Genomic DNA, 25,997 nt, shown 5'->3' on the forward strand with positions numbered 1-25,997 from the left:
TAATGGCTTGATAATCCCCTGTTTCCTCTCGCCGCTTCAGCCACAGGTCTAGGGTGTTGCGACTGATATTAAACATGCGACAGACGTCGCTTTTGCCTTCTCCACTCTGAAAAGCTTCAATCGCTTTTTGCCGCAGGTCATAGCTGTAAGGGGCAGGCATAGTTGTTCCCAACGCTTCTCTCCCTCTAGAATAGCGTCCTAATGCAGCTACGTAGGGCTATACCACCAGCCTGAGAAAATTTCTACACTGCTCGAAGCACTCAATCATCAAACCGTCGATCAGCTAAAAGCACTGGCGCAACTGTTGCCATCTGGTAAAATTCCAACGCCCAAAGCCGAGCTTGTCAGTTACGTGATGGAACGAATGCAAGGCAAATCGCTGCGATCGCTATGGCAGCAGGCCACGATCGCTGAAATCGTTCATAGCCCCAATGATTACTACTAGCCGGATCGATTTGTCAGTAAGTATGGTGCAGAAGCGACTTGGACGACTGGCAATCGCTTATCCTATTATTCACACAGCAATCCGTCGATTTTGGGGCTGTTTTTCTATAGCGTTACCATGCCGCAAGACCTAAAAGCGCAACTGAAAACATTTGTACCGCCGCCCGAACCGACGCGGATTGAAAGTCTAGAAACGCTGTCACCCACTCTGACGCGAACGCTAGTGGAATATAACTACCGCGATCGCGAACAGCATTCCACACAAGTTGAATTCCCATTGAGTATTCGTGAAACTGAAGCGGTTGCGGGACGAGATTTGCAGACGGTTTTGCAGTTAATAGACTTGGGCAAAGTCTTTATCAGGGACAAAACGTTTTTCCCGCCAAGCGCGACCCTAACAGCGATTGCTGAAGTGTTGGAAGAGGGCGACTACTATAGCGATTAGGTCGCCAAGCGATCGCCCGCAGGATGGGATTACAATTATGACATCGGCGCTATCAAGCCATTTGCCTGGGTGATGCTGTTGCAGGCAGGCAAGCTCGTAGAATTGAGCGGTAAACGGTTGGTTCTCACGAAGACTGAACAAAAAGCGATCAATAATCCGCCTGAAAAGACGCTGCAAACGTTATAAAAACAGTGGCTGAAAACAACCCGTCTGGATGAACTGCGGCGAATTGACAGTATCAAAGGTCAAACCGGAAAAGCCAAACGCAGCCTCACTGCCGTCGCTGGACGACGCAGTGTGATTGTGAATGCCCTGAAAGATTGCCCGATCACGCAATGGGTGGCACTGTCCGATTTTTTACGCTACATGATTGCCGCAGGCTATGACTTTGAGGTCAGCCGCAACAGCGAGACACTCTCCCTGGAGGGTTACGGTTCGCTCTACGACGGTAGTTGGCTACTTTTAGAAGCGCGATATCTTCTATGTTTTCTATTTGAGTATGTGTCGACGCTGGGCTTAATCGATGTAGCCTATCTGCATCCGGACGAGGGCTTTTTGATATTACCCAGCAACGATTACTACAGTGATAACACGTTGAGCCGCTACGATGGACTGGCGTATTTCCGCCTGAATGCGCTCGGTGCCTACTGTTTGGGCCTGAGCGATCGCTACCAGCCTGCGGTTCCCATGCAGAAACAGGTGCTGCGAATTCTGCCCAATTTAGAAGTTGTGGCGGTGAGTGAGTTGTCTCGCGCCGATCGCCTGATGCTCAACAGTTTTCTTGCCTCCGTGTCTGACGTCGTGTGGAAGTTGGATCAGGCCAAGCTGTTGGATGCGATCGCGCAGGGTCGCACTGTGGCGGAACTGCAAGACTGGCTGATTGCCAACAGCGGTGAAGCCTTGCCTCAGCCCGTGGCTCAGTTTCTGGCCGATCTGCAAACCCGCACCACCAGTTTGCAAGATTTAGGTTCTGCCCGATTGATTCGCTGCGCTGACGCTGCGCTTGCCGCCCGAATTGCCAGTGATTGACGTACCAAAGCGTTCTGTTTTATTGCGGATCAGCCGAAAGTGGTGGTTGCGGGACAGGCGTGCTATTTGGTGGTTCCTGCCGAAACAGAAACTAAGTTTCGCAATGGGTTAAAGAAGTTGGGCTACAGTCTGCCAGGGTTGAGCTAAATCATGTCCTACGTTGCTGAAAATGCGCTGATTATTCAAAGCGATCGCTCTGTGTTGCTGGAAGTGCATTCCCCTCGTGCGGATGCGGCTCGTGCGGCGATCGCCCCCTTTGCGGAACTAATTAAAAGCCCTGAACATATCCACACCTATCAGATTTCACCGCTGAGTATCTGGAACGCTCGTGCCGCCGGAATGCTCGTTGCTGACATGATTGCCGCCCTGCGTGACCATGTCAAATATCCCATGCCCGAAGCAGTCGCCCAAGAAATTAGTGCTTTGGGCAGTCGCTATGGTCTGACCGTGATTAAGCGCGACGACAATCGCCTGCTGCTCAAAACTGCTGATGTGCCGCTCGCCGAACTGCTCAGCCGCACTAATGAGGTAGCAAAGTATCTCGCAGACCGCCTGTCCGATCAAGTGTTTGCGGTCAATGCTGGGGATCGGGGTGTCTTGAAGCAGTCGCTGCTAGGGGCAGGCTATCCGGCGGAAGATTTGGCAGGTTATGTCACAGGCGATGCGCTGAAGTTAGAGTTGCGACCCATCAGCGCATCCGGTGCACCGTTTGTCCTACACGATTATCAGAAAGCATCGGCAGAAGCCTTTTATCAGGCGGGACGGGCGCAGGGCGGTAGCGGTGTGATTGTGCTGCCCTGCGGGGCTGGAAAAACAATGGTCGGGTTAGCTGCGATCGCTCAGGTGCAGGAAAATACCCTAATTCTCACCAGCAGTCTTACCTCCGTTCGTCAATGGCAGCGGGAGCTATTGGATAAAACGACACTGCCCCCCGATGCGATCGCTGAATACAGTGGTGAATCAAAACAGACGGCTCCGATCACGTTAGCGACGTATCAAATCCTGAGCTATCGCGCCAGCAAAGACGGGGAGTTTCCGCACTTTCAACTCTTTAAGGCGCGATCGTGGGGCTTGATTATCTATGACGAAGTACATCTGTTGCCCGCTCCCATCTTCCGCATTACGGCTGAACTGCAAGCCCGTCGCCGTCTGGGACTGACCGCCACCCTGATTCGTGAAGATGGCAAAGAAGGAGATGTTTTCGCTCTGATTGGCCCCAAACGCTACGATGTGCCCTGGCGCGAACTTGAAGGTCAAGGCTTTATTGCGGCAGCAGAATGCACTGAAATTCGCATTTCTCAAACTACAGCCCGACAGATGGAATATGCCGTTGCTGAAAAGCGCCACCAGTTTTGGATTGCCGCAGAAAATCCGCGTAAACACGAAGTGGTGCGATCGCTGCTACAGAAGGAGCATGGCCATCGCATCCTGATCATTGGAGAATTTTTGGATCAACTGAAGCAGCTCGCCACTTTGACTGAGCTACCGCTGGTGACAGGGAAAACGCCCTAAGCAGAACGCGATCGCTGCTACGAGCAGTTCCGCTCCGGTGAAATCTCTGGGCTCATTCTGTCTCGAGTCGGCAACTTTGCGCTCGATTTGCCCGATGCCGATGTGCTGATCCAGGTGTCTGGTAAGTACGGGTCCCGGCAGGAAGAAGCCCAGCGGCTCGGTCGAGTCTTGCGCCCCAAGTCGGATGGTCGCAGCGCCCAATTTTACACGCTGGTTTCCTTGCGTACCTGTGAAGAAGAGTTTGCCCGTCATCGGCAGTTGTTTCTGGCTGAGCAGGGATACAGCTATCACATCGAAATTCTTGCCGAGTGAGGGCGAATTGCCGAAGTTGCGTTCAATGTTGATAAAACGGTCGCTTTCCAGGGTTCAGTTGCAATAAAGCATCAACCAAATCTGCATAGGTGTCGGTAAAGTTGACCCAGCTGTAGGCAGACAAACCCGTATAAAAATGGTTATGTCTAGAGCGACTTCGCTGCGATTGTGAGAGACGAGCAATGTAATGAGCCACTCCTCGTTGACGCAGTTTTCGTCCCACCAAGGTTGCAGCTCCATAGGCTAAAGTCAGGACTGGGAGTGTCAATTCAAGGATTGAGAATTGAAGAGTAAGACAGGCAAATATACCTTTAGTAGCTGGTTGATCGATAAACAGTTGATCGTTGTGTTGGCTAAACCATCCAAGGTGTTTCGACACTCAAAGGTTGGATCAATTTGATCAGAGTCCAACTGAGCAGATAGATCCTGGTCGCTTTCCTCTTTATATAGAGGCAGAAACGGGATGAGAGCGTTTTTCAGCGCGTTCTGCTCTTGCTGTAAAAGAATCTCTTGCCATTGAGTATAGGGCAGTTTTTTGAGGGGATAGCCATATGCCTGAATGTTCTCGAAAAACTCTACTTTGCCAATTGGGAAAGGATGTACCATATGGAAGGCTTTTGTGAGTGACTGTGGCTGTTGGGATAAGTGAACGATCGCTTGACTGACATAATCGACTGGAACAAACGACTGCTGTTCATTTCCTGCATCAGGGAACACTCCCATCTGGATACAGCCTCGAATGAAACTAAATTCAAAATCTTTGCTGTTGCTGAGTCCAGTTTGGCTTGATCCTGCGATCGCACCTGCTCGAAACACAGTTACGGGTAACCCTCTTGATTGAGCGATCCACACTAGCTTTTCGGCAACCCATTTACTTTGGGAATAGCCCAGATCTAAATGGGTTTCATGACCGTCGATCGGCTCATCTTCTCGAATAATGGATGAGTCACTGGAAGGATTGCCAAAGATTGAAACGGTGGAAATGTGATGAACAGGTTTAACTTTGGTTTGACACGCTAGCCTGAGAACTTCTTGAGTTCCCAAAACATTCGGGGCTTTGAGCTGAGTGTAGGGTTTGAAGAAATTGACATCCGCACCGTTGTGATAGATCGCATCAATCTGAGCGGCTAATCGATCAAATTCATTGGGTGCAAGACCCAGCAACGGTTGGGCAAGATCTCCCAAAATGGGACTAATACGAGACTGATTGAATGCTGACTGCCACAATTGGTATTTTTCTAATGTGGATTGTACGCGGCTTAACCCTTCAGAAACAGTTGTCGCCCGAACTAAGCAATAGATGTGAGCCTCAGTGCGTTGTAGCAACTCTTGCAGCAAAAACGCGCCTAAAAACCCTGTTGCGCCTGTAAGTAGAATGTGTTGAGGATGAGAGACCTGACTCATCTCAAGTACCTGCGCTCTACTGGGTGAAATTTCAGGAGGCAAGATGGCTTCGGCCTCTAAAGCAAGCGTCTGTGTGAGGGATGTGATTCCTTCTTGATCAATTGTTTTGATCAGTTGAGCGAGCCCCGCGATCGTGGGTTGCTCAAACATGCAACGTACTGGTAACTTCACCTGAAGGCTTTCTCGGATAGCAGCAACTAGCTGAGCAGCTAGCAGTGAATTACCACCTAATTCAAAAAAATTGTCGTGGATACTCACCTGTTGCATGCCAAGAAGCTTACTCCAGAGGTCTGCCAACTGTCGTTCTACAACGGTTTGGGGTAGCGCGATCGCGGTTTCTGCCTCAAGTCGCTCTTGTTCAGGGGTGGGCAGGGCACGACGATCGATTTTGCCGTTGGCATTGAGCGGCATTGATCGCAGTAATACAAAGCGATCGGGTACCATATAATCTGGTAATTTTTGGTTCAAGAAATCTCGTAAGTTTCGAGTGACACTGCGCTGTAGCGTTTTGAGGAAGCCTTGAGCTTCAAAGAGAAATTCAACACTATGCCGCAGTGAACGTTGTTGATCTGGGGTGAGATTAAACTTAATGCCAGCTTGATTGCCTTGCTGCCATGCGATCGTTCCTTCCAACTGCTGTTCTTCAGTCGCTCCAGGTAGTTGAAGCCTTAACTGCACTGTGTGACCAGGTTTTCCATCTGCTGAAATTCCCATCAAACAGGTTCCATCAAAGGACAAGTCTACTGCCGTGACTTCAACGGGAGGGAGACCATTCACACTTGTTAAGCACTTGAGTTGCACCGGAAGGCGATCGGGTAAGAGGGTGGTTACTAAGTAGGCAATCAAGCGTTTGCCTCCGAGGGATTCTTGAACGACAACCACCGCTTCTTGAATGTCAGGATGCTGTGCCAGGACGGATTCAATTTCCCCGAGTTCAATGCGAAAGCCACGCAGCTTCACTTGATGGTCAATGCGACCGAGATAGTCGATCGCACCATCGGGACGGTAGCGGGACAGATCGCCTGTTTTGTATAGGCGGGGAGTGAGGTGGGTTTTCCCATCTTTCCTAAAGGGATCGCCAAGAAAGCGTTCTGCTGTCAATTCGGGACGGTTGAGGTAGCCCCTCGCAACATTCACACCACCGATGTAGAGTTCGCCCACAATCCCAATCGGCACAGGCTGAAGCTGAGCATCCAACACATACATCTGCGTGTTGGCGATCGGTCTGCCGATGGGAACTGAGCGCTGATCAGCTTCCGATTGGCAATGCCAGAAGGTGACATCGACAGCAGCTTCGGTGGGCCCATACAGGTTGTGCAACTGAGCATGGCAGCGCTCAAAGAAACGGGTTTGCAGATCTACAGGAAGTGCCTCACCACTGCACATAACCTGTCGGATGGTGTGGCAGCTTTCTATGTTGGGTTCTTCGAGAAACACCCGCAGCATGGAGGGAACAAAGTGCAGGGTGGTAATCTGCTGGTCGGCAATCAACTGCACCAGATAAGCAGGGTCTTTGTGTCCGTCCGGTCGAGCCACGACCAGACGTGCACCACTCATCAGCGGCCAGAAGAATTCCCAGACGGAGACATCGAAGCTGAAGGGGGTTTTTTGCAAGACGCGATCGTCCTTGGTCAACTGATACTCATCCTGCATCCACAGCAAGCGGTTGCAGATGCCCCGATGGGTGTTCATCGCGCCTTTAGGTTTACCTGTAGAGCCAGAGGTGTAGATGACATAGGCGAGGTGGTCAGCCGTGACACCGCTCTGCGGATTGTTGGTTGAGCCTTGAGCAAGCTGGTGCCAGTCTGCATCCAGGCAAAGGACAGTGGCTAAATTGGAAGGCAGGCGATCGAGCAGATGAGCTTGCGTCAACAAGATGGGGACTTGAGCATCCTCTAGCATGAACGCCAAGCGCTCTGATGGATAGCTGGGGTCGAAGGGGACATAGACACCGCCTGCTTTGAGAATGCCGAGGAGCCCGATGACCATCTCAAGGGAGCGATCGACGCAAATGCCCACGAGCACGTCTGGTTGCACGCCGAGGGTCTGTAAGTAGTGAGCGAGTTGATTCGCCCGTTGATTCAGTTCCTCATAGGTAAGGTGTTGCCCTTCAAAGCTGACGGCTACTGCATCTGGTGTCCGCTCCACTTGGGCTTCAACCCACTGGTGTAGGCAACGCTCCAACGGATAATCGACTTGAGTTTGATTCCATGCTTGAAGCTGCTGCTGTTCGGCAAGGCTGAGCAAGGGCAATTCAGAAAGCAATTGATTGGGGTTGGTGATAATCCCATCGATCAATGTTTGAAAATGTCCTGCCATTCGAGCGATCGTGGCGGCATCAAATAAATCTGTGCTGTACTCGATTTCAACTTTAAGAGTGTCGGCTTCTTCCTCCACTGCAAAGCTCAAATCAAATTTAGATGTCGGGCTTTCAATCGGATCAAAACTGAGCATTAAATCAGAAGTGAGGGTCGAAACAGACGCATTCTGGAAGACAAACATCACCTGAAATAGCGGATTTTGACTCAGGCTCCGTTCTGGATGCAGCGCTTCTACCAACTGCTCAAAGGGCAATCCCTGATGGTCATAGGCGTCTAAGGTGACTTGCTGGATTCGCTTCAGCAGTGTTTGAAAATTGGGATTTCCAGTGAGACTGGTGCGAAGCACAAGGGTATTCACAAAGAAACCAATCAGACCTTCAATTTCAACGCGATCGCGGTTGGCAATGGGTGAACCGACAAGAATATCCTCTTGCCCTGTATAACGGTACAGCAACGTTTTGAACGCGGCTAAGAGGATCATAAACAGGGTTACCCCTTCCCGCTGGGCAACAATTTTGAGGGCGGCGAGTTGGCGATCGCCGATTACAAAGGAGTGGGTTGCACCGCGAAACGTTTGAATTGCTGGACGAGGGCGATCGGTCGGCAGTTCCAGAATGGGTAGATGACCCCCAAGCTGTTGTGTCCAGTAGTTAAGTAGCTTAGTCTGCACATCTCCCTGAAGCCAATCACGCTGCCACTGAGCGAAGTCAGCATACTGAATCGAGAGTTCTGGCAGTGGTGAGCGTTGGCCTTGAGAAAACGCCGCATACAGATCAGATAGTTCCTGAAACAGCACGTTGAACGACCACAGATCGGAGACGATATGGTGCATGGTCAGCAACAGCACATGCTCAGTAGCAGATAGATGCAACAGAGTTGTTCGCATCAAGGGGCCAGTGCTGAGGTCAAATGGCTGTTGTGCGTCTGCTGCGGCGAGGCGTTGTACTTCTATTTGGCGATCGCCTTCCGGCAAGTGCTGTAACTCAACCACTGGAAGTTGCCAGGGCACTGTCGGCGCAATAACCTGGACGGGTTCATTATCAACTGTGGCAAAAGTTGTTCGGAGGCTCTCATGCCGCTGCACAATCTCGTCAACACTCTTTTCCAGTGCTGCGACATCCAGTGTTCCTTGTAGTCGTACCACCAGCGGCAAGTTGTAGAGCGAACGATCGGGAATCAGTTGATCCAAAAACCACAATCGTTGTTGAGCGAAGGACATGGGAAAGATGAGAACCTCGTCTTCCAATTGGTCGTCTTCCAAATCTTCTTCAATGTGAGGATCGTGATTCACGTCAAATAGCATGCTCATGCTCCTGATACCGCCTAAAAAGTGATGGTTCGAGATCGTCCGACCAGTGCCTTCACCCAATGTCTACGAAAGCCTTTACTGCAAAGACGACCGTTTAACCCGTCGAGCACTCCGAGAAATTGCGCCGATGGCTGGCACCACAGAACTACTGCCCTGAAGCTGTTCAATGACCGTAGCAAGCGCTGTCACAGTGGGCGACTCAAACAAGTGGCGCAGAGAGATATCCACCTGAAAGAGGCTTCGCGATCGCGAGATGACCTGAGTTGCTAGCAGCGAGTGTCCACCTAGTTCCAGGAAGTTGTCGTGGATGCTGATTTGCTCCAATCCCAAAACGTCCTGCCAGATACCTGCTAAGGTTTTCTCTATCAGAGTTTGCGGCGCTACAAAAGGAGTTTCCGATTGTGTCTGTTCCGGTGCTGGTAGCGCTTTGCGATCGAGCTTTCCATTTGCGTTGACAGGTAGCGTATCCAGCGTGACAACAGCAGCGGGAACCATATACTCCGGCAGTTGTTGATGGAGAAAGGCCTGCAAGTCTTGAGATAGGATCGTCTGTCCCGGTAGAGCAACCACATAGGCAACGAGTTGTTTGTCACCCAACGCTGTTTCGCGATCGATGACGATCGCCGCTTGCACCGTTGGATGTTGTGTCAGAACAGATTCAATTTCGCCGAGTTCAATCCGAAAGCCGCGCAACTTCACCTGATGGTCGATGCGACCGAGATAGTCGATCGCACCATCAGGGCGGTAACAGGCCAGATCCCCTGTTTTATACAGGCGAGGGGTGGGGGGGGGTTCCCCATTGCCTACGAATGGGTCGTGAATAAAACGCTCTGCTGTCAGCTCGGGACGGTTGAGGTAGCCTCGGGCAACATTTACGCCACCGATGTAGAGCTCGCCCACAATCCCAATGGGAACAGGTTGGAGCTGAGAATCTAACACATACATCTGCGTGTTGGCGATCGGTCTGCCAATGGGAACTGAGCGCTGATCAGCTTCTGGTTGACAGTGCCAGTACGTCACATCAACTGCCGCTTCGGTGGGGCCATACAGGTTGTGCAACTGAGCACTGCAGCGCTCAAAGAAACGGTTTTGGAGGTCAAGGGGCAGCGCTTCCCCACTGCACATGACTTGGCGAATCGAGTCACAGCGTTCTACACCTGGTTCTTCGAGAAACACCCGCAGCATCGAGGGGACGAAGTGCAAGGTCGTAATCTGCTGCTCGGCAATCACCTGCACCAAGTAGGCTGGGTCTTTGTGTCCTTCTGGTCGAGCCACAACTAGACGTGCACCACTCATCAGAGGCCAGAAAAATTCCCAGACGGAGACATCGAAGCTGAAGGGGGTTTTTTGCAGAACGCGATCGTCCTTGGTCAACTGATACTCATCCTGCATCCACAGCAGGCGATTGCAGATGCCCCGATGGGTATTCATCGCGCCTTTGGGTTTGCCAGTTGAACCGGACGTATAAATCACATAGGCGAGGTTGTCAGACGTAACGCCGCTATCAGGATTGTGCTTGTAGCCTTGAGCAATTTGCTGCCAGTCTGTATCAAGGCAAAGTGTCTGTGCCTGATGGGGCGGGAGTTGATCGACTAGATAAGCTTGCGTTAACAAGATGGGCACTTGCGCATCTTCGAGCATGAACGCTAGACGGTCTGATGGATAGCTGGGGTCGAAGGGGACATATGCACCGCCGGCTTTGAGAATGCTGAGGAGTCCGATCACCATCTCCAAGGAGCGATCGACACAGATGCCCACAAGCGTGTCTGGTTTTACGCCAAGTGTCTGTAAGTAGTGAGCGAGTTGATTTGCTCGTTCATTCAGTTCTCGATAGGTGAGATGTTGCCCTTCAAAGCTAACGGCTACTGCATCTGGTGTCCGCTCCACCTGCATTTCAATCCACTGATGCAAACAGATTTCTAGCGGGTAGGCAACCTGGGTTTGATTCCACGCCTGTAGCTGCTGCTGTTCAGCGATCGGCAGGAGGGGTAGAGCCGCCAGCGTTCCGTCTGGATTGCTAACAATACCTTCTAACAGAGTTTGAAAATGGCCTGCCATCCGGGCAATGGTTTCAGCGCTAAACAGTTCAGTGCTATAGGACAGTTGACCCGTCAGCCCGTCTGCCCCTTCACTCAATGTAATCAGCAAATCGCAGGTTACGGTGCCATTCTCCACTGGACTAGGATACTCTAGCGTCCAGCCAGGGGTATCGTTTGACATCGGGGGATCGAGGAGTAACATCACTTGGTAAAGCGGATTTTGCCCCAAGCGTCGATCCGATCGCGATACTTCGACTAGCTTCTGGAAGGGAACGTGCTGATGGGTATAGGCAGCCAGTGCAACCTCGCGTACTCTGACCAAAAGTTCTCGAAAAGTGGGATTACCAGACAGATCCGATCGCAGCACCAAGAAATTGGCAAAGAAGCCCAACAAGTTCTCTAGCTCTGGGCGATCGCGCCCTGCCGTAATAAAGCCAACTGGAATATCGGTTTGTCCGGTATAGCGAGCAAGTAGAGTTTGAAAGGCTGCCTGCAAAGTGATAAACAGCGTTACGCTCTCTTTGCGACAAAGTGCTTTCAGTTTGTTGGTCAGCTCTTTGGAGAAAGCGAGGCTGTAACTGGCTCCAGCGAAGGTTGGGTTTGCAGGCGGTGGGTAATCGGTAGGTAACTGCAATGTGGGCAGATCGGTGAGTTGCTGCTTCCAGTACGCTAAATGGGGCTCTAGAACATCTGGCTGTAACCAACGTCGTTGCCAAAAGGCGTAATCTGCATATTGAATCGGCAGCTCAGGTAAAGGAGAAGGTTTGCCCGCCTGGAAAGCCATGTATAGGGCTTCTAACTCTTGCAATAGGATTGAGAGCGAAAGCCCGTCGTAGCTGATGTGGTGCAGCGTGATGAAGAGCTGATACTCGGTTTCGGTGTATTGAACCAGGGTTGATCGCAGCAGCAAATCTGCACTGAGATCAAAGGGACGATGAACGTCTGCTGTCACCTGTCGAATAGCTTCTGCCGCTCGATCGCCTTCAGGTAGACTCTGTAGATCAATACAATGCACGGTGAATTTTGTCGCTGCCTGCACCACTTGCACAGGTAAACCGTCTATCGTTGTATAGGTTGTGCGCCAAATTTCGTGCCGTCTCACGATTTCTTGCAGCGCTTGCTCTAGTGCAGCCTGGTTGAGTGCCCCTGACCAGCGCAGGGCAAAGGTATGGTTGTAATAGGGCACATTAGGCTGGAGTTGCGCCAGTACCCACATCATCTCCTGCGAAAACGATAGTGGAAGCGAGCGATCGCGCTGTACCGGGAGCAATGGCGGAGCTGCTTGTTGGTCGTTTCGATGGCTTTCTATTTCTAAAGCTTGAGCAAGGTTAGCGATCGTGGGTGCTTCAAACAAACTACGTAGCGGCAGCTCGACCTGAAAGATTGTGCGGAGCCGAGAAATAATCTGTACGCCTAGAAGTGAGTGTCCCCCTAGCTCAAAGAAATTGGCATGAGTGCTGACCTGTTCTAGCCCCAAGACCTCTGCCCAAATTTCTGCCATGACTTCTTCAACGGCTGTACGAGGAGCTACAAAGTCGGTTGCGGTCGTTGTTAAAGCTGGGTTAAAAGTCGGTAATGCGTTGCGATCAATCTTGCCATTGGGTGTCATAGGCAGCGTGGTCAGCAGCATGAACCCAGATGGAATCATGTAGTCTGGCAGCTTAGACTGCAGAAATTGCCGCAAGTTTTCAGTCAGCGTGCGCTGGAGCGTCCTTAAAAATCCCTGTGCTTCTAGCAGGTGATGCACTGCTTGTTGCAATAACGCTTGCTGAAGTGCAGTCAAACTCAATTGAATGCCGACTCGTTGCTCTTGGTTCCAGGCAACCTGTCCTTCTAGAAATATGGGTTCAGTGGTAGTCGGTAACTGCAGGCATAACTGCACGGGCTGTCCGCGCTGCCAATCATCGGGTGCATTTCCAAGGCAAAGCCCTCCCAGTGAGAGGTCTTCTGTGCAGAGTTCTACGGTGCGATCGCCCGCTTCTACCCGACAGGGAATCTGCATCGGCACGCGATCGGGAATGAGATTGGAGACAACATAGGCGATCAGTCGCTTATTCCCTTGGACATCATCACTCGCCAGAACAACCGCCTCTTGTACACCGGGGTGCTGGCCTAGTGCTGATTCAATGTCACCTAATTCCACCCGGAAGCCGCGAACCTTCACCTGTTGATCGAGGCGGCCAAAGTACTCTAGATTGCCATCGGCACGGAACCGAACGAGATCACCTGTCTTGTAAAGTCGGGGTGTAAGGGATGTTTTCCCGTGATTGAAAAATGGATTGGGAATGAACTTTTCTGCTGTTAATTCTGGACGATTGAGGTAGCCTCGCGCCAAGCCTGCGCCCCCAATGTAGAGTTCGCCAGGAACGCCGATTGGTAATGGTTGCAAGTCTTGATCTAACACATAGACTTGCACGTTAGATAAGGGGCGGCCAATAGGAATGGCTGTCTTGTCGGTAATGGCGGGCTGAGAGAGAGAAGCGGCTGTTGCTACGATTGTGGTTTCAGTCGGACCATAAGTATTCATCAGCTTGGGGCGATCGCCGACGTAGGTATTCCAGGTGGCAACCTGTGCTGGGAGAGCGGCTTCTCCACCAAGGATCACCAACCGCAGAGATGCTGGCAATTTCAACTGAGCTGATGCCAACTGTGTCGTGAGCTGATGCCAATAAGCAGTCGGCAGATCCAACACGGTCAGGTGCAACTCCTGGCATTGGTGCATGAAGGTTGCCACCGAGCCCAACATCTCATCAGTCCGCAGCACCAATGTGCCACCCGTCGTCAAACAGGGATAAATTTCCTCAGCTGCTGTGTCGAAACTTACAGAGGCGAACTGCAAAATACGATCGCTGGCTGTCATTTCATACGCCGCGATCGCTGCTTGCGTGAAGTTTACAAGCGATCGATGTTCGATCATCACACCTTTGGGCTTGCCCGTAGACCCAGAGGTGTAAATCACATAAGCCAGATTGTTGGGTTGTGCGTGATGAACCGGATTCTCGCACGGTTGCTGAGCAATAGTCTTCCAGTCTCGATCGAGGCAAACAATTTGGGCGCTGGTATCTGGCAAGGTCGCCAACCATTTTGATTGAGTCAGCAGCACTCCAACCTGAGCATCACCGACCATAGCGGCAATCCGCTCTTTGGGATAGCTAGGATCAAGGGGCACATACGCCCCACCTGCTTTGAGGATGCCAAGCAGACCCACAATCATCTCAGGCGATCGCTCCACACACAAACCAACCAGACTCTCTGGTTTAACGCCCAACTGTTTGAGATGGTGTGCTAACTGATTGGCGCGATCGTTCAACTCCTGATACGTCAGTTGCGTTTGATGAAACACCACCGCGATCGCTTGTGGAGACTGGCTAACCTGCGCTTCAAACTGCTCGTGGATACACAGGTTGGTGGTGTAAGCAGCATCGGTTTGGTTCCATGCTGTTAATAACGACTGTTCGGTTGGGGTGAGAATCGGCAACTCCGATAAGTGGCATTCAGGATGGGCAACTATCCCTTCCAATAGGGTTTGGTAATGTCCCGCCATTCGCGCGATCGTGTCGGCTTCAAATAGCTCTGTATTGTATTCCCAAATGCCCAGCAGTCCGTGTTCGGTATACTCCAACGACAACGTTAAATCAAACCTGGCCAATTCCTGTTCCGTGCTGTCCATTGCAACAGTCAAATCTAGCCGTGCCCCATTTTCAAGCTGAAGGGGATGCAGTATTACGCCAGCTAATTCCAATGATGGTGTCGGAGCATTTTGCAAGACAAACATCACCTGAAACAAAGGTGTATGACTGAGATTGCGATCGGGATGAAGTGCCTCTACCAACTGCTCAAACGGCAAATCTTGATGGGCATAGGCTTCTAGGGCAACTTCCCGGACTCGCTTCAGTAAGTCCGAAACTGTCGGATTGCCAGATAGATCAGTCCGCAGCACCAATGTATTGATGAAAAAACCAATCAACGCCTCCACTTCTGCCCGGTGACGATTGGCGATCGGTGAACCTACCACCACATCGTGTTGCCGGGTGTAGCGATAGAGTAAAAGTTGAAATGCAGCCAGAAGTGTCATGAAGGGAGTGATGCCCATCTGCTGACTCAAAAACTCGATCGATGGGTTGAGTGCAGCAGGTAGCAGAAACGATTGCACACCTCCCCGAAACGTTTGCACCGAGGGACGCGGATGATCGGTCGGCAATTCCATGACTGCAGGGGCACCCGCAAGTTGTTGTTTCCAATATGCAAGCTGCTCCTGCCCACGATGTTGCATTGAGTGCCGCTGCCACTGGGCAAAATCAGCATACTGAATTGCAAGCTTGGGTAACGGAGATGGTTGATTGAGAGCATGCGCCTCATAGAGTGCTGCCAACTCTTGAATCAACACGCCGATCGACCATCCATCGGAAATAATGTGATGCATTGTCAGCAGTAGAATATATTTTGCTTCGTCTATCTGCCAGAGATGGCAACGAAACAGTGGCCCCTGAGCTAAATCAAATGGTTGCTGTGCGGCTGCGATGACATGACTCTGGGCGGCAATTTCCCGTTGGTGTTGCGGTAGCGATCGCAGATCTATCACGGGTAGCGGCACATTCAGAGTGGGTGCAATCACCTGAAATGGCTGTCCATCAACCGCAGCAAAAGTTGTTTTTAAGGACTCGTGACGCTGAACAATTTCATTTAAGCTTTGCTCAAACGCTGCCACATTGAGCGATCCATTTAATTGCAATGCTTGTGGAATGTTGTAAAACGCGCTATTCGGTACTAACTGATCCAAAAACCACAACCGCTGTTGGGCAAAGGAAAGCAGTAGTTTTTCGGTACGGGGAATGGGCTGAATGGTGTCTAGAGGCGATCGCTCGACTCCTACAGCTTCTAAATGCTTGCCGAGTTCAGCGATCGTAGGCGCATTAAACAGGTGTCGTAGTGGTACTTCCACCTGAAAGAGATCCCGAATGCGAGAGACAACCTGCGTTCCTAATAGAGAATGACCGCCTAGTTCAAAGAAGTTGTCCGTAATGCCGACCCGCTCTAGCTTCAACACCTCTGCCCAGATATTTGCCAACTGAGCTTCAGTTGTTGTGTGGGGGGCAATATATTCTGCTGGTTCAAAGGTAGTGCGATCGGGAGCAGGCAGAGCACGGCGATCGATCTTGCCGTTCACCGTCAGTGGCAGTGATTCCAACCGCACAAAGGCAGTAGGCACCATATAAATGGGTAGTTGCTCTTGCATGAAGCTGCGAAGCTGAAGCGTTGACTGCTCACTGCTTCCTGCCTTAGGCACAACATACGCCACTAACTGTTTATCACCCAGAACATCCTCCCGAGCAATAACCACAGCTGTTTCTACCTGAGGATGTTGTCCTAACAGCGCTTCTAGCTCTCCTAATTCAATCCTAAAGCCCCGAATTTTGACTTGATCATCAATTCGCCCTAGATACTCTAAGTTGCCATCGAGACGTTGACGAACTAGATCTCCGGTTTTGTAGAGGCGAGGAGCGGAGAGTGAAAAGTGAGAAGTTGGAGAGCCATTCCCATTCTCTACTCTCTGTTCTTCATCCCTCAAGAAAAAATTTGGAATAAACTTTTCAGCAGTTAAATCAGGACGGTTTAAATACCCCCGCGCTAGACCTGCGCCAGCAATCCAGAGTTCACCCGATTCACCTAGGGGAACAGGCTGTAAATGTTGGTCGAGTACGTAGGTTTGAATATTGGCGATCGCTTTCCCAATCGGCAACTCAACCGTTAGATCAATCACTGCCTCCGATAGGTCATACAGCGTTGCAATCACAGTTGATTCAGTAGGACCATAGGTGTTTAACAGACGGACTCGCTTGCCAACCTGTTGTTGCCAAACCGCCAATCGTGTAGGTAATGCCCTTTCTCCGCCAATAACAACGAGACGGAGACTAGCAGGGAGTGCTAATTGATCGGTTTCCAGGCGAGCCGTGAGTTCGTGCCAGTAAGCGGTAGGCAAGCTGAGCACAGTGAGTTGCCAGGTTTGACAAGCTTGCAAAAAGGTAGAAACCGAGGCCAGCATCAGCTCAGACCGCAGCACTAGGGCTGCCCCAACGCAGAGACACGGATAGATTTCTTCGGCACTGGCATCAAAACTAATCGAAGCAAATTGGAGGACACGATCGCGATCGCTCATCTCGTAAGCATCAATCACAGCTTGCGTGTAGTTCACCAGCGATCGATGTTCAATCATCACCCCTTTGGGCTTTCCTGTCGAACCTGATGTGTAGATGATGTATGCCAGGTTCGCCGCTGTCGCTTGTGAGGCTAAATTTTCTGGGTCATAGTCAGTTATCTTTTCCCAGTCGGCATCTAGGCAAAACACATTAAGACAATGATCAGGCAAAGATGGCAACGTTCCTGTCTGAGCCAGCAGCACAGATACCTGTGAATCTTCTAGCATCCAGGCAAGCCGATCTTTGGGATATGCCGGATCTAGTGGGACGTACGCACTACCTGCTTTGAGAATCGCAAGGATACCCACCAGCATCTCTAGGGAGCGATCGACACATAAACCCACCAACACATCAGGCCCAACCCCCAGCGTTTGCAAATGCCGAGCAAGCTGATTGGCACGGGCATTCAACGCGTGATACGTTAACTGTCCCTGTTCGCACACCACCGCTATTGCAGAGGGCGATCGCTGTGCTTGGGCTTCAAACAGATTGTGGATCAAGACTTCCCTAATACTGTTGTTCATGCGGTGGGTGGGATCAGAACAGGTGAATAAATTAAACAACTGTAGTGTTCCCGAGAAACAGCACGATTGACCTATGAAGCCAACTTGCTACAAGGAAGGGTGTGGTTAAACATCGAGCAAATTAAGATTTTGAAGCAAAGCTTAGCTTTCGAGTACAACCTGGGAACTCTACAAAACAATGTGATAAGTCTTTTTGTTTCTGGTGAAGCTCTTATGCGTCAACTCTTCCCAAATCATCATCGAACGAAGATTGACGATCCGATCACCGAATCTTTACCAGCAACGGCATTAGTTGCCCATCACTTGTGCAAGTCCTATGGCGATCGCGCTGTGGTGCAAGATGTCTCATTCACGCTGGAAGCTGGCGAGATCTTGGGCTTTCTGGGGCCAAATGGGGCTGGTAAAACCACCACAATCGGGATGCTTTACGGCGCGGTGATTCCCGATCGCGGTTTCGTGCAGCTCGATCGTTGGCAGGTACAAACACAAGGGCAGCAAGCTCGCTCCCGCATGGGCATTGTCACCCAGGAAGACAATCTTGACCCAGAGCTGACAGTATTTGAAAATCTTGTCTTTTTTGCCAACTACTACCGCATCACAGGGCAAGCGGCTCGTCTGCGCGCAGGAGAATTATTGGCTCAAGTTGGGCTGCAAGAGTACGGCAAATATAAGCCTGACGAACTTTCTGGTGGATTGAAGCGACGGGCGGTTTTGGCAAGAGCGTTGATTAACAGACCCCATATTGTGTTTCTAGATGAACCAACGACTGGACTCGACCCTGATGCACGGCAGGAGTTTTGGAAGTTGGTCAGTCAACTCAAGCAGGATGGCTGTGGAGTGCTGTTGACAACTCACTATATGGATGAAGTGCAGCGCTTGTGCGATCGCCTAATACTGCTCCAGCAAGGTCAGGTACTTGATCAGGGCACATCAGCAGCATTGATTGAGCGCATTATTGGGGCAGAAGTTGTGGAGGTTGCTGGCGTTGCCGAATCGGTGCTGCAACAACTGGCAACGCAAGCAGGTGTGTGGTGCAGTCCCTTCGGTAGTAGTTATTTACTCGCATTGCCAGCCCATGAACCTGATCAGCTCTGGCAACAACTGGGAGGTATACAGCTAACCAGTCTGACTCGTCGCCGCGCCAATTTAGAAGATGTCTTTCTACGGCTGACAGGTAGGTCTCTACAATGAAAATTCGCTCAACCGTTACGCTTTGGGGAGTCTATTCTGTCTGGCGACGACATCTGAAAGTGTTTCAAAACACTTGGATTGTCAACTTCTTGCCACCAATTCTAGAGCCGATCGTGTACTTAGTCTCGTTTGGTGTTGGCTTAACGCCACTCATTGGCAAGGTGAATTACGAAGGGCAAACTATTAGCTATCTCACCTTTCTCGCTCCTGGCATGATCGCTGCTGGGGCACTCTATCCATCGTTCTTTGAAGGGTCTTACGGCACGTTCATCCGATTGCGTTTTGAGAAGATTTGGCAGGCCATGTTGACGGCTCCTTTAACCTTCACAGAAGTATTTTTGGGTGATTGGCTGTGGGCAGCAACTCGCGGCACAGTAGTCGGCTTTATGACAGGCATGGTAGCCGTTGTCTGGGGGCTCTACTCGTTTTGGCACCTAGTCTTGTCACTACCCTTAATTTTCTTGGGAAGCTTGTTGTTCGCCGCGATCGGACTATTCACGGCTGGTTGCGTTAAAACGATGGATCAGGTGAACATCCCTGTTTTTCTGCTCATTATCCCGATGTTTACCTTCTGCGGTACTTACTTTCCGAGAAATACTTTACCACCCCTCCTGAAAACTATTACCGGATTTTTCCCTCTCTCTGCGTTTACTGATCTGTTGCGCTGGTCTTTGGGATTACCCAATTTCTGGCTATGGGAATTGCTGTGGATGTTGCTGTGCACTACCGTCTTTGGTGTTTTAGCCTGGCGGCGTATTTATCCTCAGCTCTTCCGCTAAGCGTTTGTAAAAATATTTTGTCTGAAATACTTGCTGATACAACGCTTCAGACGACTGGAGTTCAGTAATTCCCTCGAAGTATCCAGACTAAGGTATACCGCACAATAGAAACATAAAACACTGTAATAGTGAGATTTCGTTCTGTAGGTATCTTACTATTGCAGCGCTTTAGCTTAAACATAAACCTGTCTCCAGTGGCGCGATTAGGATGAACTCGAATTACAGCGTTACAAGCAAGCTTTATGAAAACGTCAACACTGTTATTTATCGTGGTCAAGATAAAGAGAGCGGCAGATCCGTTGTCATTAAGACGGTAAGATCTAGCGATCCGACACAGAGAGAAATCGCTAGGTTACGGCATGAATACGAGCTTTCAAAAGATCTCAACATCAAAGGGGTTGTCAAGCCTTATGCGCTAGAAGCTTTTGGTGCAGGGGAGGCAATGATTCTTGAAGATTTTGATGGTGAATCTTTAAGAATGTTCTTGTCTTCTAGGACGCTTACTATTAAAGATTTTTTGGCGATCGCCATTCAACTCGCAGAGACCCTGGGAGAACTCCATCAAAAAAATATTATCCACAAAGATATTAAGCCGCAAAATATTATTATTAATGCCGCAACTGGACAAGTTAAGATTACCGATTTCTCCATTGCTTCTCGTCTGTCTAGAGAAAATCAAGTTATTAGCAACCTCAATTTATTAGAAGGGACGCTGGCTTACATGTCGCCAGAACAGACCGGACGCATGAACCGCTCCCTGGACTACCGCACAGACTTTTACTCACTAGGGGTGACATTCTACGAGATGCTCACAGGGCAGCTCCCCTATACAGTCACCGACGCAATGGAGTTAGTCCACTGTCATATTGCGAAAAATGCTCTCCCTCCACATACACTGAACGCCCAGATTCCCCATGTTCTATCAGCGATCGTCATGAAGCTGTTAGCAAAAACGGCTGAAGATCGCTATCAAAGTGCTTACGGTATTAAAGTAGACCTGGAGACTTGTCTGAAACAGTTAGAGACTACGGGTGTAGTTGAAGACTTTACCCTTGGTCTACGTGACATCTCTGCTAAATTTCAAATTCCACAGAAGCTCTATGGTCGTGAGCAGGAAGTTGCAGTCTTACTGGCTGCCTTCGATCGCGTAGCAGACGTAGGGAATAGCCAAGAACTTTACCCGACTCTCGATTCTCAACACCCCGCTCCGTCTCGTAGCGAACTCATGCTGGTAGCGGGCTACTCTGGCATTGGCAAATCGGCTTTAGTCAATGAAATCCATAAGCCAGTTGTACGTCAGCGTGGTTACTTTATTGCTGGAAAATTTGACCAGTTTAAGCGCAACATTCCCTATGCATCTCTCATTCAAGCGTTTCAAGAATTAATTCGACAAATCCTGACTGAAAGTGAGGCTCAAATTCAGGTTTGGAAAGAGAAACTAATCACGGCTCTCAACCCAAATGGTCAAGTTATTATTGATGTCATTCCTGAAGTTGAGCTGATTATTGGATCGCAACCAGCGGTGCCTCAGTTAGGATCATCTGAATCTCAAAACCGCTTCAATTTAGTGTTTCAACAGTTTCTGAGTCTTTTCGCTCAGAAAGAACATCCTCTAGTTCTCTTTCTAGATGATTTGCAATGGGCAGATTCTGCTTCTTTAAAGCTCTTACAACTGTTAATGACGGCTTCTGACCAACAATGCTTGTTGTTGATTGGAGCCTATCGAGACAACGAGGTGAATCTAACCCATCCCTTAATGTTGGCGTTGGAAGACATTCAAAACGCTGGAACGGTTGTTAATACAATTACTTTAGCGCCGCTAGCTGTTGATGATGTGAATCAATTAGTAGCTGATACGTTGCACAGTGATACAGCTAAATCTAGACCATTAGCTGAGCTTTTGCTGCAAAAAACAGGAGGAAACCCCTTCTTCTTGACTCAGATGCTTTCCTCATTGCATCAAGAAAAGCTGTTGTCTTACAACGTAGAATCTGGGCAGTGGCAGTGGACGCTTGAGCAAATTCAGCAGGTAGGCATCACAGACAACGTTGTGGAGCTGATGGTAGGCAAATTACAAAAACTACCTGACGTGACCCAAAACGCCCTGAAGTTAGCGGCTTGTATTGGTAGCACATTTAATCTTAATTTATTAGCGATCGTTAACGAAAAGCCTTTATCCACAACAGCAGGTGAGTTATGGGAAGCATTACAGTGCGGACTGGTCTTACCGCTCAGCGATACCTACAAATTGGCGCTGGTTGATTCGTCGGGAACTGATTCTTCGGCTGCGGGAGAGACACTAGAGGTTAGTTACCGCTTTCTTCACGATCGGGTGCAGCAAGCTGCCTATTTTCTGATTCCTGAAGAGGGTAAAAAAGAAACTCACTTAAAGGTGGGACGCTTGTTGCTGAAATATACGAAACCAGCAGAGCGAGACGAAAAGATTTTTGACTTGGTCAACCAGCTAAACATTGGCATTGACTTGATTACTGCTCAAATAGAAAGAACTGAATTAGCAGCATTAAATTTACTAGCTGGACGCAAAGCAAAAGCAGCAACGGCATATGAACCTGCGCTGAAGTACTTAACCACAGGTTTGGATCTGCTTGCAGAAGATAGCTGGCAAAGTCAATATGAGCTAGCCTCTGCTTTACACATCGAAACCGTTGAAGTTGAGTACTTGAATACCCACTTTGAGCGAGCCGAGCAGCTCACTGAAGTTGTTCTAGAACATACTCAAGATCTCTTGCAAAAAGTCAAGGTTTACCAGACCAAGATTTATTTCAACATTGCTCGCAATCAAATGTTGGATGCGATCGCGACTTCGTTGCAAGTGTTAGACCTGTTGGGTGAAAGCCTGACTCAAGAAGCACCACAGGAAGTCGTAGTTGAAGATTTAATCCATCTGCCAGAGATGAGCGATCCGTACAAGCTGGCAGCAATGGAAATTCTGATTACGCTCCTGACTCCCTGCCTGAATGCCAAACCAGAACTACTTCCTGCTATGTCATTCACGCTGGCTAGTCTAGCGATGCGACACGGTAATTCTTCCTTTGCAGCGATGGGGTATGCCTTGTATGGCTTAATCCTCTGTGGTGGCTTAAATCGCATTGAGGAAGGATATCGCTTTGGCCAATTGGGTTTGAAATTGCAAGAACAGTTTCATGCTAAAGAGCTAGAGGCAAAAGTAATCAATATCTTTAATGTCTTTATCAGACATTGGAAAGAGCCTGCTAAGACGACGATTAGCCCTTTACTTGCTGGCATTCAGGCAGGGTTAAATACAGGCGATGTAGAATATGCCTGCTATAACTCCACATCCTACTGTAACTATCTATTTTTTGTTGGAGAACCGTTAAGCGAAGTTAATCAAAAGCAAGCGAAGTATGTCGAGTTGCTGCTGAGTCTCAAGCAAGAGTATCAAATCTACTTTACTCAAATTGTCAGGCAGCTGGTCTTAAACCTGCTCGATGACGTGAGCGATCGCACTTGTCTAGTTGGTGAGAGCTTTGACGAGCTAAAAATGGTACCGATTTTTGTCGAAACAAAGATGGGCACACTGCTTTTCCTCACCTATCTTGCAAAAACGATTTTGCTCTATATTCTCAAAGATTATGGTCAGGCACTCACCTACGCTCAGAGTGCAGAACCTTACCACGGCAATATGGTGGGTTTTATGCAGTTTGTTGAATATAACTTCTACTATTCCTTATCGCTACTGGCAGTTTACGAGAATGCAAGCCAAGAGGAGAAAGCGCAGTATCTCGAAAAGGTGAATCACAATCAGAGCCAACTTAAACAATGGGCAATTCATGCTCCGGCAAACTACCAACATAAATACGATTTGGTAGAGGCAGAAAAAGCGAGAGTCTTGGGCCAAGTGCTAGAAGCGATGGCTTATTACGATCACGCCATCAAAGGGGCGAGAGAACAGGGCTATGTTTACGAAGAGGCCATTGCGAACGAGGCAGCAGCGACCTTCTACCATTCACAGGGACGAGAGGAAATTGCTCACCTTTACCTCATGAAGGCGCATTGTAGCTATGCTCGCTGGGGTGCGATCGCTAAGGTGAATGAGCTAGAGGCAGCGCATCCTAAGTTGTCCTCTCAATCGACCCTTGAGTCATCTACGAGGGGGTTGACCCACTCTAGAACCGCTTCGACAGTCATTACAGGAGGCGTGAGTGCCCTAGATTTAACGACGATTGTGAAAGCATCGCAAGCGATCGCAGGCGAAATTGTGCTCAGTAAGTTGCTGGATAAATTGCTGACAATTGTAATGGAAAATGCAGGCGCTCAGACAAGCTGCTTGATTCTAGAGCGAGCCGGTCAGCTCATGGTAGAGGCAACCGGAAGTGTAGACCAAGACGAAATCACAGTGTGGCAGCCACAGCTTGTCTCCACGAGCCAGCAACTGCCTGTATCAGTCATTAATTACGTAGCAAGAACTCAAGAAACGTTGGTACTTAATGACGCGACCCAAGAAGAGAAATTTGCGCGTGATCCTTACATTGTAAAGACGCGATCGAAGTCAATTCTATGTACTCCTATTATTAATAAGGGCAAGCTGATTGGTTTGCTCTACCTTGAAAACAACTTGACTACAGGAGCCTTTACGCCTGAGCGCTTAGAAATTTTGAAGCTGCTTTCCTCACAAGCTGCAATCTCATTAGAAAATGCGCTGCTGTATAGCAATCTAGAAGTGGTGACTCAAGATTTGCAGCAAGCCAACGTTCAGCTAGCAGACCATAGCCGCACGCTAGAACAAAAGGTAGAACAACGTACATTAGAACTGCAAGAGAAAAACGGACAGCTTGAATCGACACTCAATGAGTTGAAGCAGACACAGATTCAGTTGATTCAGACCGAAAAGATGTCAAGTTTAGGGCAGTTAGTAGCGGGTGTTGCTCATGAAATCAACAATCCGGTCAACTTCATTCACGGCAATTTGACTCATGCAAGCTGCTATACCAATGATCTGCTGGAGTTGATTCAGCGTTATCGGCAACATTATCCCCATACACCCCCTGAGCTGCAAAATTTAGCGGAGGAAATGGATTTAGAGTTTCTCATTCAAGATCTTCCCAAAATCCTGAATTCGATGCGTATTGGAGCCGATCGTATCCGTCAGATTGTTCTGTCACTCCGCAATTTCTCGCGCCTGGATGAGTCCGACATGAAGTCGGTCAATATCCATGAAGGAATTGAAAGTACCCTGCTGCTGCTCCAGCACCGACTACAGCGCAAAGGAAGCTTCGGCATTGAAGTGGTGAAAGAGTACGGTGACTTACCCTTTGTTGAGTGCTACGTCGGGCAGCTTAATCAAGTATTCATGAATATTTTCAGTAATGCGATCGATGCTCTGGAGGGCTGTGATCAGAGGCAGCAGGCTTGTGAGCTGTTACAGCGATCGGATCGATCTGAATCTGTTTTGGGCATTATCCGCATTTGTACAGAAACACTCAGTAATGATTGGGTGAGAATCCGTGTGATTGACAATGGTATTGGCATGAGTGAAGACGTTCGCAGCAAGTTGTTTGATCCATTTTTTACTACAAAACCTGTTGGAGCTGGTACAGGCATGGGCTTATCCATCAGCTACCAGATTGTAGCCAACAAGCATAATGGTCATTTCAGATGTGAGTCAGCTCCAGGTCAAGGCGCAGCATTTATTGTTGAAATTCCTGTTCGGCAGAAATCTATTGGAGATTAAAAGAGTATGATTGACCTGCGCAGGTCAATCATACTCTGTCCCAAGTGTCAGCAACTCCACTAGGCGTTGCTCTGCCCCAGCTTCAGTACTGCTGGTCTAAGTACTGAACAAAAACTCTAAAGCATCCAAGAATTCATCCATTTTCTGCTCCAAGTTGAGCATAATATTTCGCAGATAGTCCAAACCATAACGAAAGATGCTCTTTGCCTTGCGACCATGCTTTTTGAGAGTCACAGGCTTGAGTTGATGTAACCACTCACCTGGGAGGAAGACCCAGCAAAAGGCGCTATGCATTGTCAGATCTTTCTTCACAAACGAGAAAACCCTCAAAACATTTACCTAGTAGGCAATTGAGCGATCGCGTCCTTTCCCTTTTCCTTCTTCCCCTTTGAGCGATCGCAAATTTAAGGAAAGTACATGCTTTCTATGACAAAACATGACTGTATTTTTCGTTAATGGAAGAGATGTTGAGATGGCTTCAAGAAACCCCTAATGCCTATAAAAAGCGGTTGCATGTTTTTAGGCATAAGGGTTTGAGGCCAATGGGGGAGAGTGAATTCTAACAAAAGTACGTACTTTTGAGAGCAATCGCTGTGGTGTTGGGTCTAAAAAGCTGGCAGCAAATGGATAAGGGTGGAAGTTTTGTGCGGCAGCCATGTGGCATGCAAAATTCAGAATTCAAAAAGGATGAGAAGCGATCGCGAGATAATAAGGTTTTGAGTGTTGAATATAGATGATGTCTGAGCCGCAGCCGATCACAGAACGGACCTTTGAGTTT

The 25,997-nt window shown here is 49.3% G+C and carries 11 protein-coding genes and 1 pseudogene; 7 read left to right on the forward strand and 5 right to left on the reverse strand.

All coding sequences use genetic code 11. The annotated features are described in order from the left end of the window. Positions 1-160: helix-turn-helix domain-containing protein (locus H6F72_RS26920; protein ID WP_190441518.1), on the reverse strand; the 160-nt coding region annotated here is incomplete at its 3' end. Between the two features lie 402 nt (positions 161-562). Here H6F72_RS26920 and H6F72_RS30550 point away from each other — a divergent pair. The 4 genes and pseudogenes from H6F72_RS30550 to H6F72_RS30560 form a co-directional block, all read left to right on the forward strand. Continuing rightward, the gene (locus H6F72_RS30550) at positions 563-889 is read left to right on the forward strand and encodes a hypothetical protein (protein WP_242017162.1); all 327 of its coding nucleotides are present in this window, start codon (positions 563-565) and stop codon (positions 887-889) included. A gap of 303 nt (positions 890-1,192) precedes the next feature. After that, positions 1,193-1,918: a helicase-associated domain-containing protein gene (locus tag H6F72_RS30555; protein WP_242017163.1), complete on the forward strand. Its 726-nt coding sequence runs from the start codon at positions 1,193-1,195 to the stop codon at positions 1,916-1,918. A gap of 150 nt (positions 1,919-2,068) precedes the next feature. Next, positions 2,069-3,430, forward strand: a complete 1,362-nt coding sequence (locus H6F72_RS26930) for a DNA repair helicase XPB (protein WP_242017164.1) — start codon at positions 2,069-2,071, stop codon at positions 3,428-3,430. Between the two features lie 15 nt (positions 3,431-3,445). Continuing rightward, a pseudogene (locus H6F72_RS30560) lies at positions 3,446-3,742 on the forward strand (helicase-related protein); the annotation flags it as partial. A gap of 22 nt (positions 3,743-3,764) precedes the next feature. Here H6F72_RS30560 and H6F72_RS26935 read toward each other — a convergent pair. From H6F72_RS26935 to H6F72_RS26945, 3 genes are all read right to left on the reverse strand, one after another. Further along, positions 3,765-4,010: a hypothetical protein gene (locus tag H6F72_RS26935; RefSeq protein ID WP_190442695.1), complete on the reverse strand. Its 246-nt coding sequence runs from the start codon at positions 4,008-4,010 to the stop codon at positions 3,765-3,767. Next, on the reverse strand, positions 4,007-8,770 hold the full coding sequence (locus tag H6F72_RS26940; RefSeq protein ID WP_242017165.1) for a non-ribosomal peptide synthetase: 4,764 nt from the start codon (positions 8,768-8,770) through the stop codon (positions 4,007-4,009). The genes H6F72_RS26935 and H6F72_RS26940 overlap by 4 nt, the downstream gene beginning before the upstream one ends. An 81-nt stretch (positions 8,771-8,851) precedes the next feature. Continuing rightward, complete coding sequence (locus H6F72_RS26945; protein ID WP_190442699.1) at positions 8,852-17,536, reverse strand: non-ribosomal peptide synthetase; 8,685 nt, start codon at positions 17,534-17,536, stop codon at positions 8,852-8,854. 213 nt (positions 17,537-17,749) lie between these two features. Here H6F72_RS26945 and H6F72_RS26950 point away from each other — a divergent pair, with 213 nt between their 5' ends. From H6F72_RS26950 to H6F72_RS26960, 3 genes are all read left to right on the forward strand, one after another. Beyond that, complete coding sequence (locus tag H6F72_RS26950; protein ID WP_190442701.1) at positions 17,750-18,727, forward strand: ABC transporter ATP-binding protein; 978 nt, start codon at positions 17,750-17,752, stop codon at positions 18,725-18,727. Beyond that, positions 18,724-19,506, forward strand: coding sequence for an ABC transporter permease (locus H6F72_RS26955; protein ID WP_190442702.1), 783 nt, complete (start codon positions 18,724-18,726; stop codon positions 19,504-19,506). The genes H6F72_RS26950 and H6F72_RS26955 overlap by 4 nt, the downstream gene beginning before the upstream one ends. A gap of 208 nt (positions 19,507-19,714) precedes the next feature. Beyond that, the gene (locus H6F72_RS26960) at positions 19,715-25,219 is read left to right on the forward strand and encodes an ATP-binding sensor histidine kinase (RefSeq protein ID WP_190442705.1); all 5,505 of its coding nucleotides are present in this window, start codon (positions 19,715-19,717) and stop codon (positions 25,217-25,219) included. A 96-nt stretch (positions 25,220-25,315) separates the two neighbouring features. Here the strand turns inward: H6F72_RS26960 and H6F72_RS26965 are convergent, their stop codons facing one another. Continuing rightward, positions 25,316-25,513 (reverse strand): hypothetical protein, encoded by a 198-nt coding sequence (locus tag H6F72_RS26965; RefSeq protein ID WP_190442707.1) that lies wholly within the window; start codon positions 25,511-25,513, stop codon positions 25,316-25,318. Positions 25,514-25,997 lie beyond the last annotated feature (484 nt).

This window comes from Trichocoleus sp. FACHB-46, from assembly GCF_014695385.1.
Lineage (GTDB): Bacteria > Cyanobacteriota > Cyanobacteriia > FACHB-46 > FACHB-46 > Trichocoleus.

What these genes read in the sequence shown, in the direction of transcription:
- H6F72_RS30550 (WP_242017162.1), top strand. Translation starts at nt 563, where the DNA reads ATGCCGCAAGACCTAAAAGCGCAACTGAAAACATTTGTACCGCCGCCC.
- H6F72_RS26930 (WP_242017164.1), top strand. Translation starts at nt 2,069, where the DNA reads ATGTCCTACGTTGCTGAAAATGCGCTGATTATTCAAAGCGATCGCTCT.
- H6F72_RS26940 (WP_242017165.1), bottom strand. Translation starts at nt 8,770, where the DNA reads ATGCTATTTGACGTGAATCACGATCCTCACATTGAAGAAGATTTGGAA.
- H6F72_RS26945 (WP_190442699.1), bottom strand. Translation starts at nt 17,536, where the DNA reads ATGAACAACAGTATTAGGGAAGTCTTGATCCACAATCTGTTTGAAGCC.
- H6F72_RS26950 (WP_190442701.1), top strand. Translation starts at nt 17,750, where the DNA reads ATGCGTCAACTCTTCCCAAATCATCATCGAACGAAGATTGACGATCCG.
- H6F72_RS26955 (WP_190442702.1), top strand. Translation starts at nt 18,724, where the DNA reads ATGAAAATTCGCTCAACCGTTACGCTTTGGGGAGTCTATTCTGTCTGG.
- H6F72_RS26960 (WP_190442705.1), top strand. Translation starts at nt 19,715, where the DNA reads ATGAACTCGAATTACAGCGTTACAAGCAAGCTTTATGAAAACGTCAAC.
- H6F72_RS26965 (WP_190442707.1), bottom strand. Translation starts at nt 25,513, where the DNA reads ATGCATAGCGCCTTTTGCTGGGTCTTCCTCCCAGGTGAGTGGTTACAT.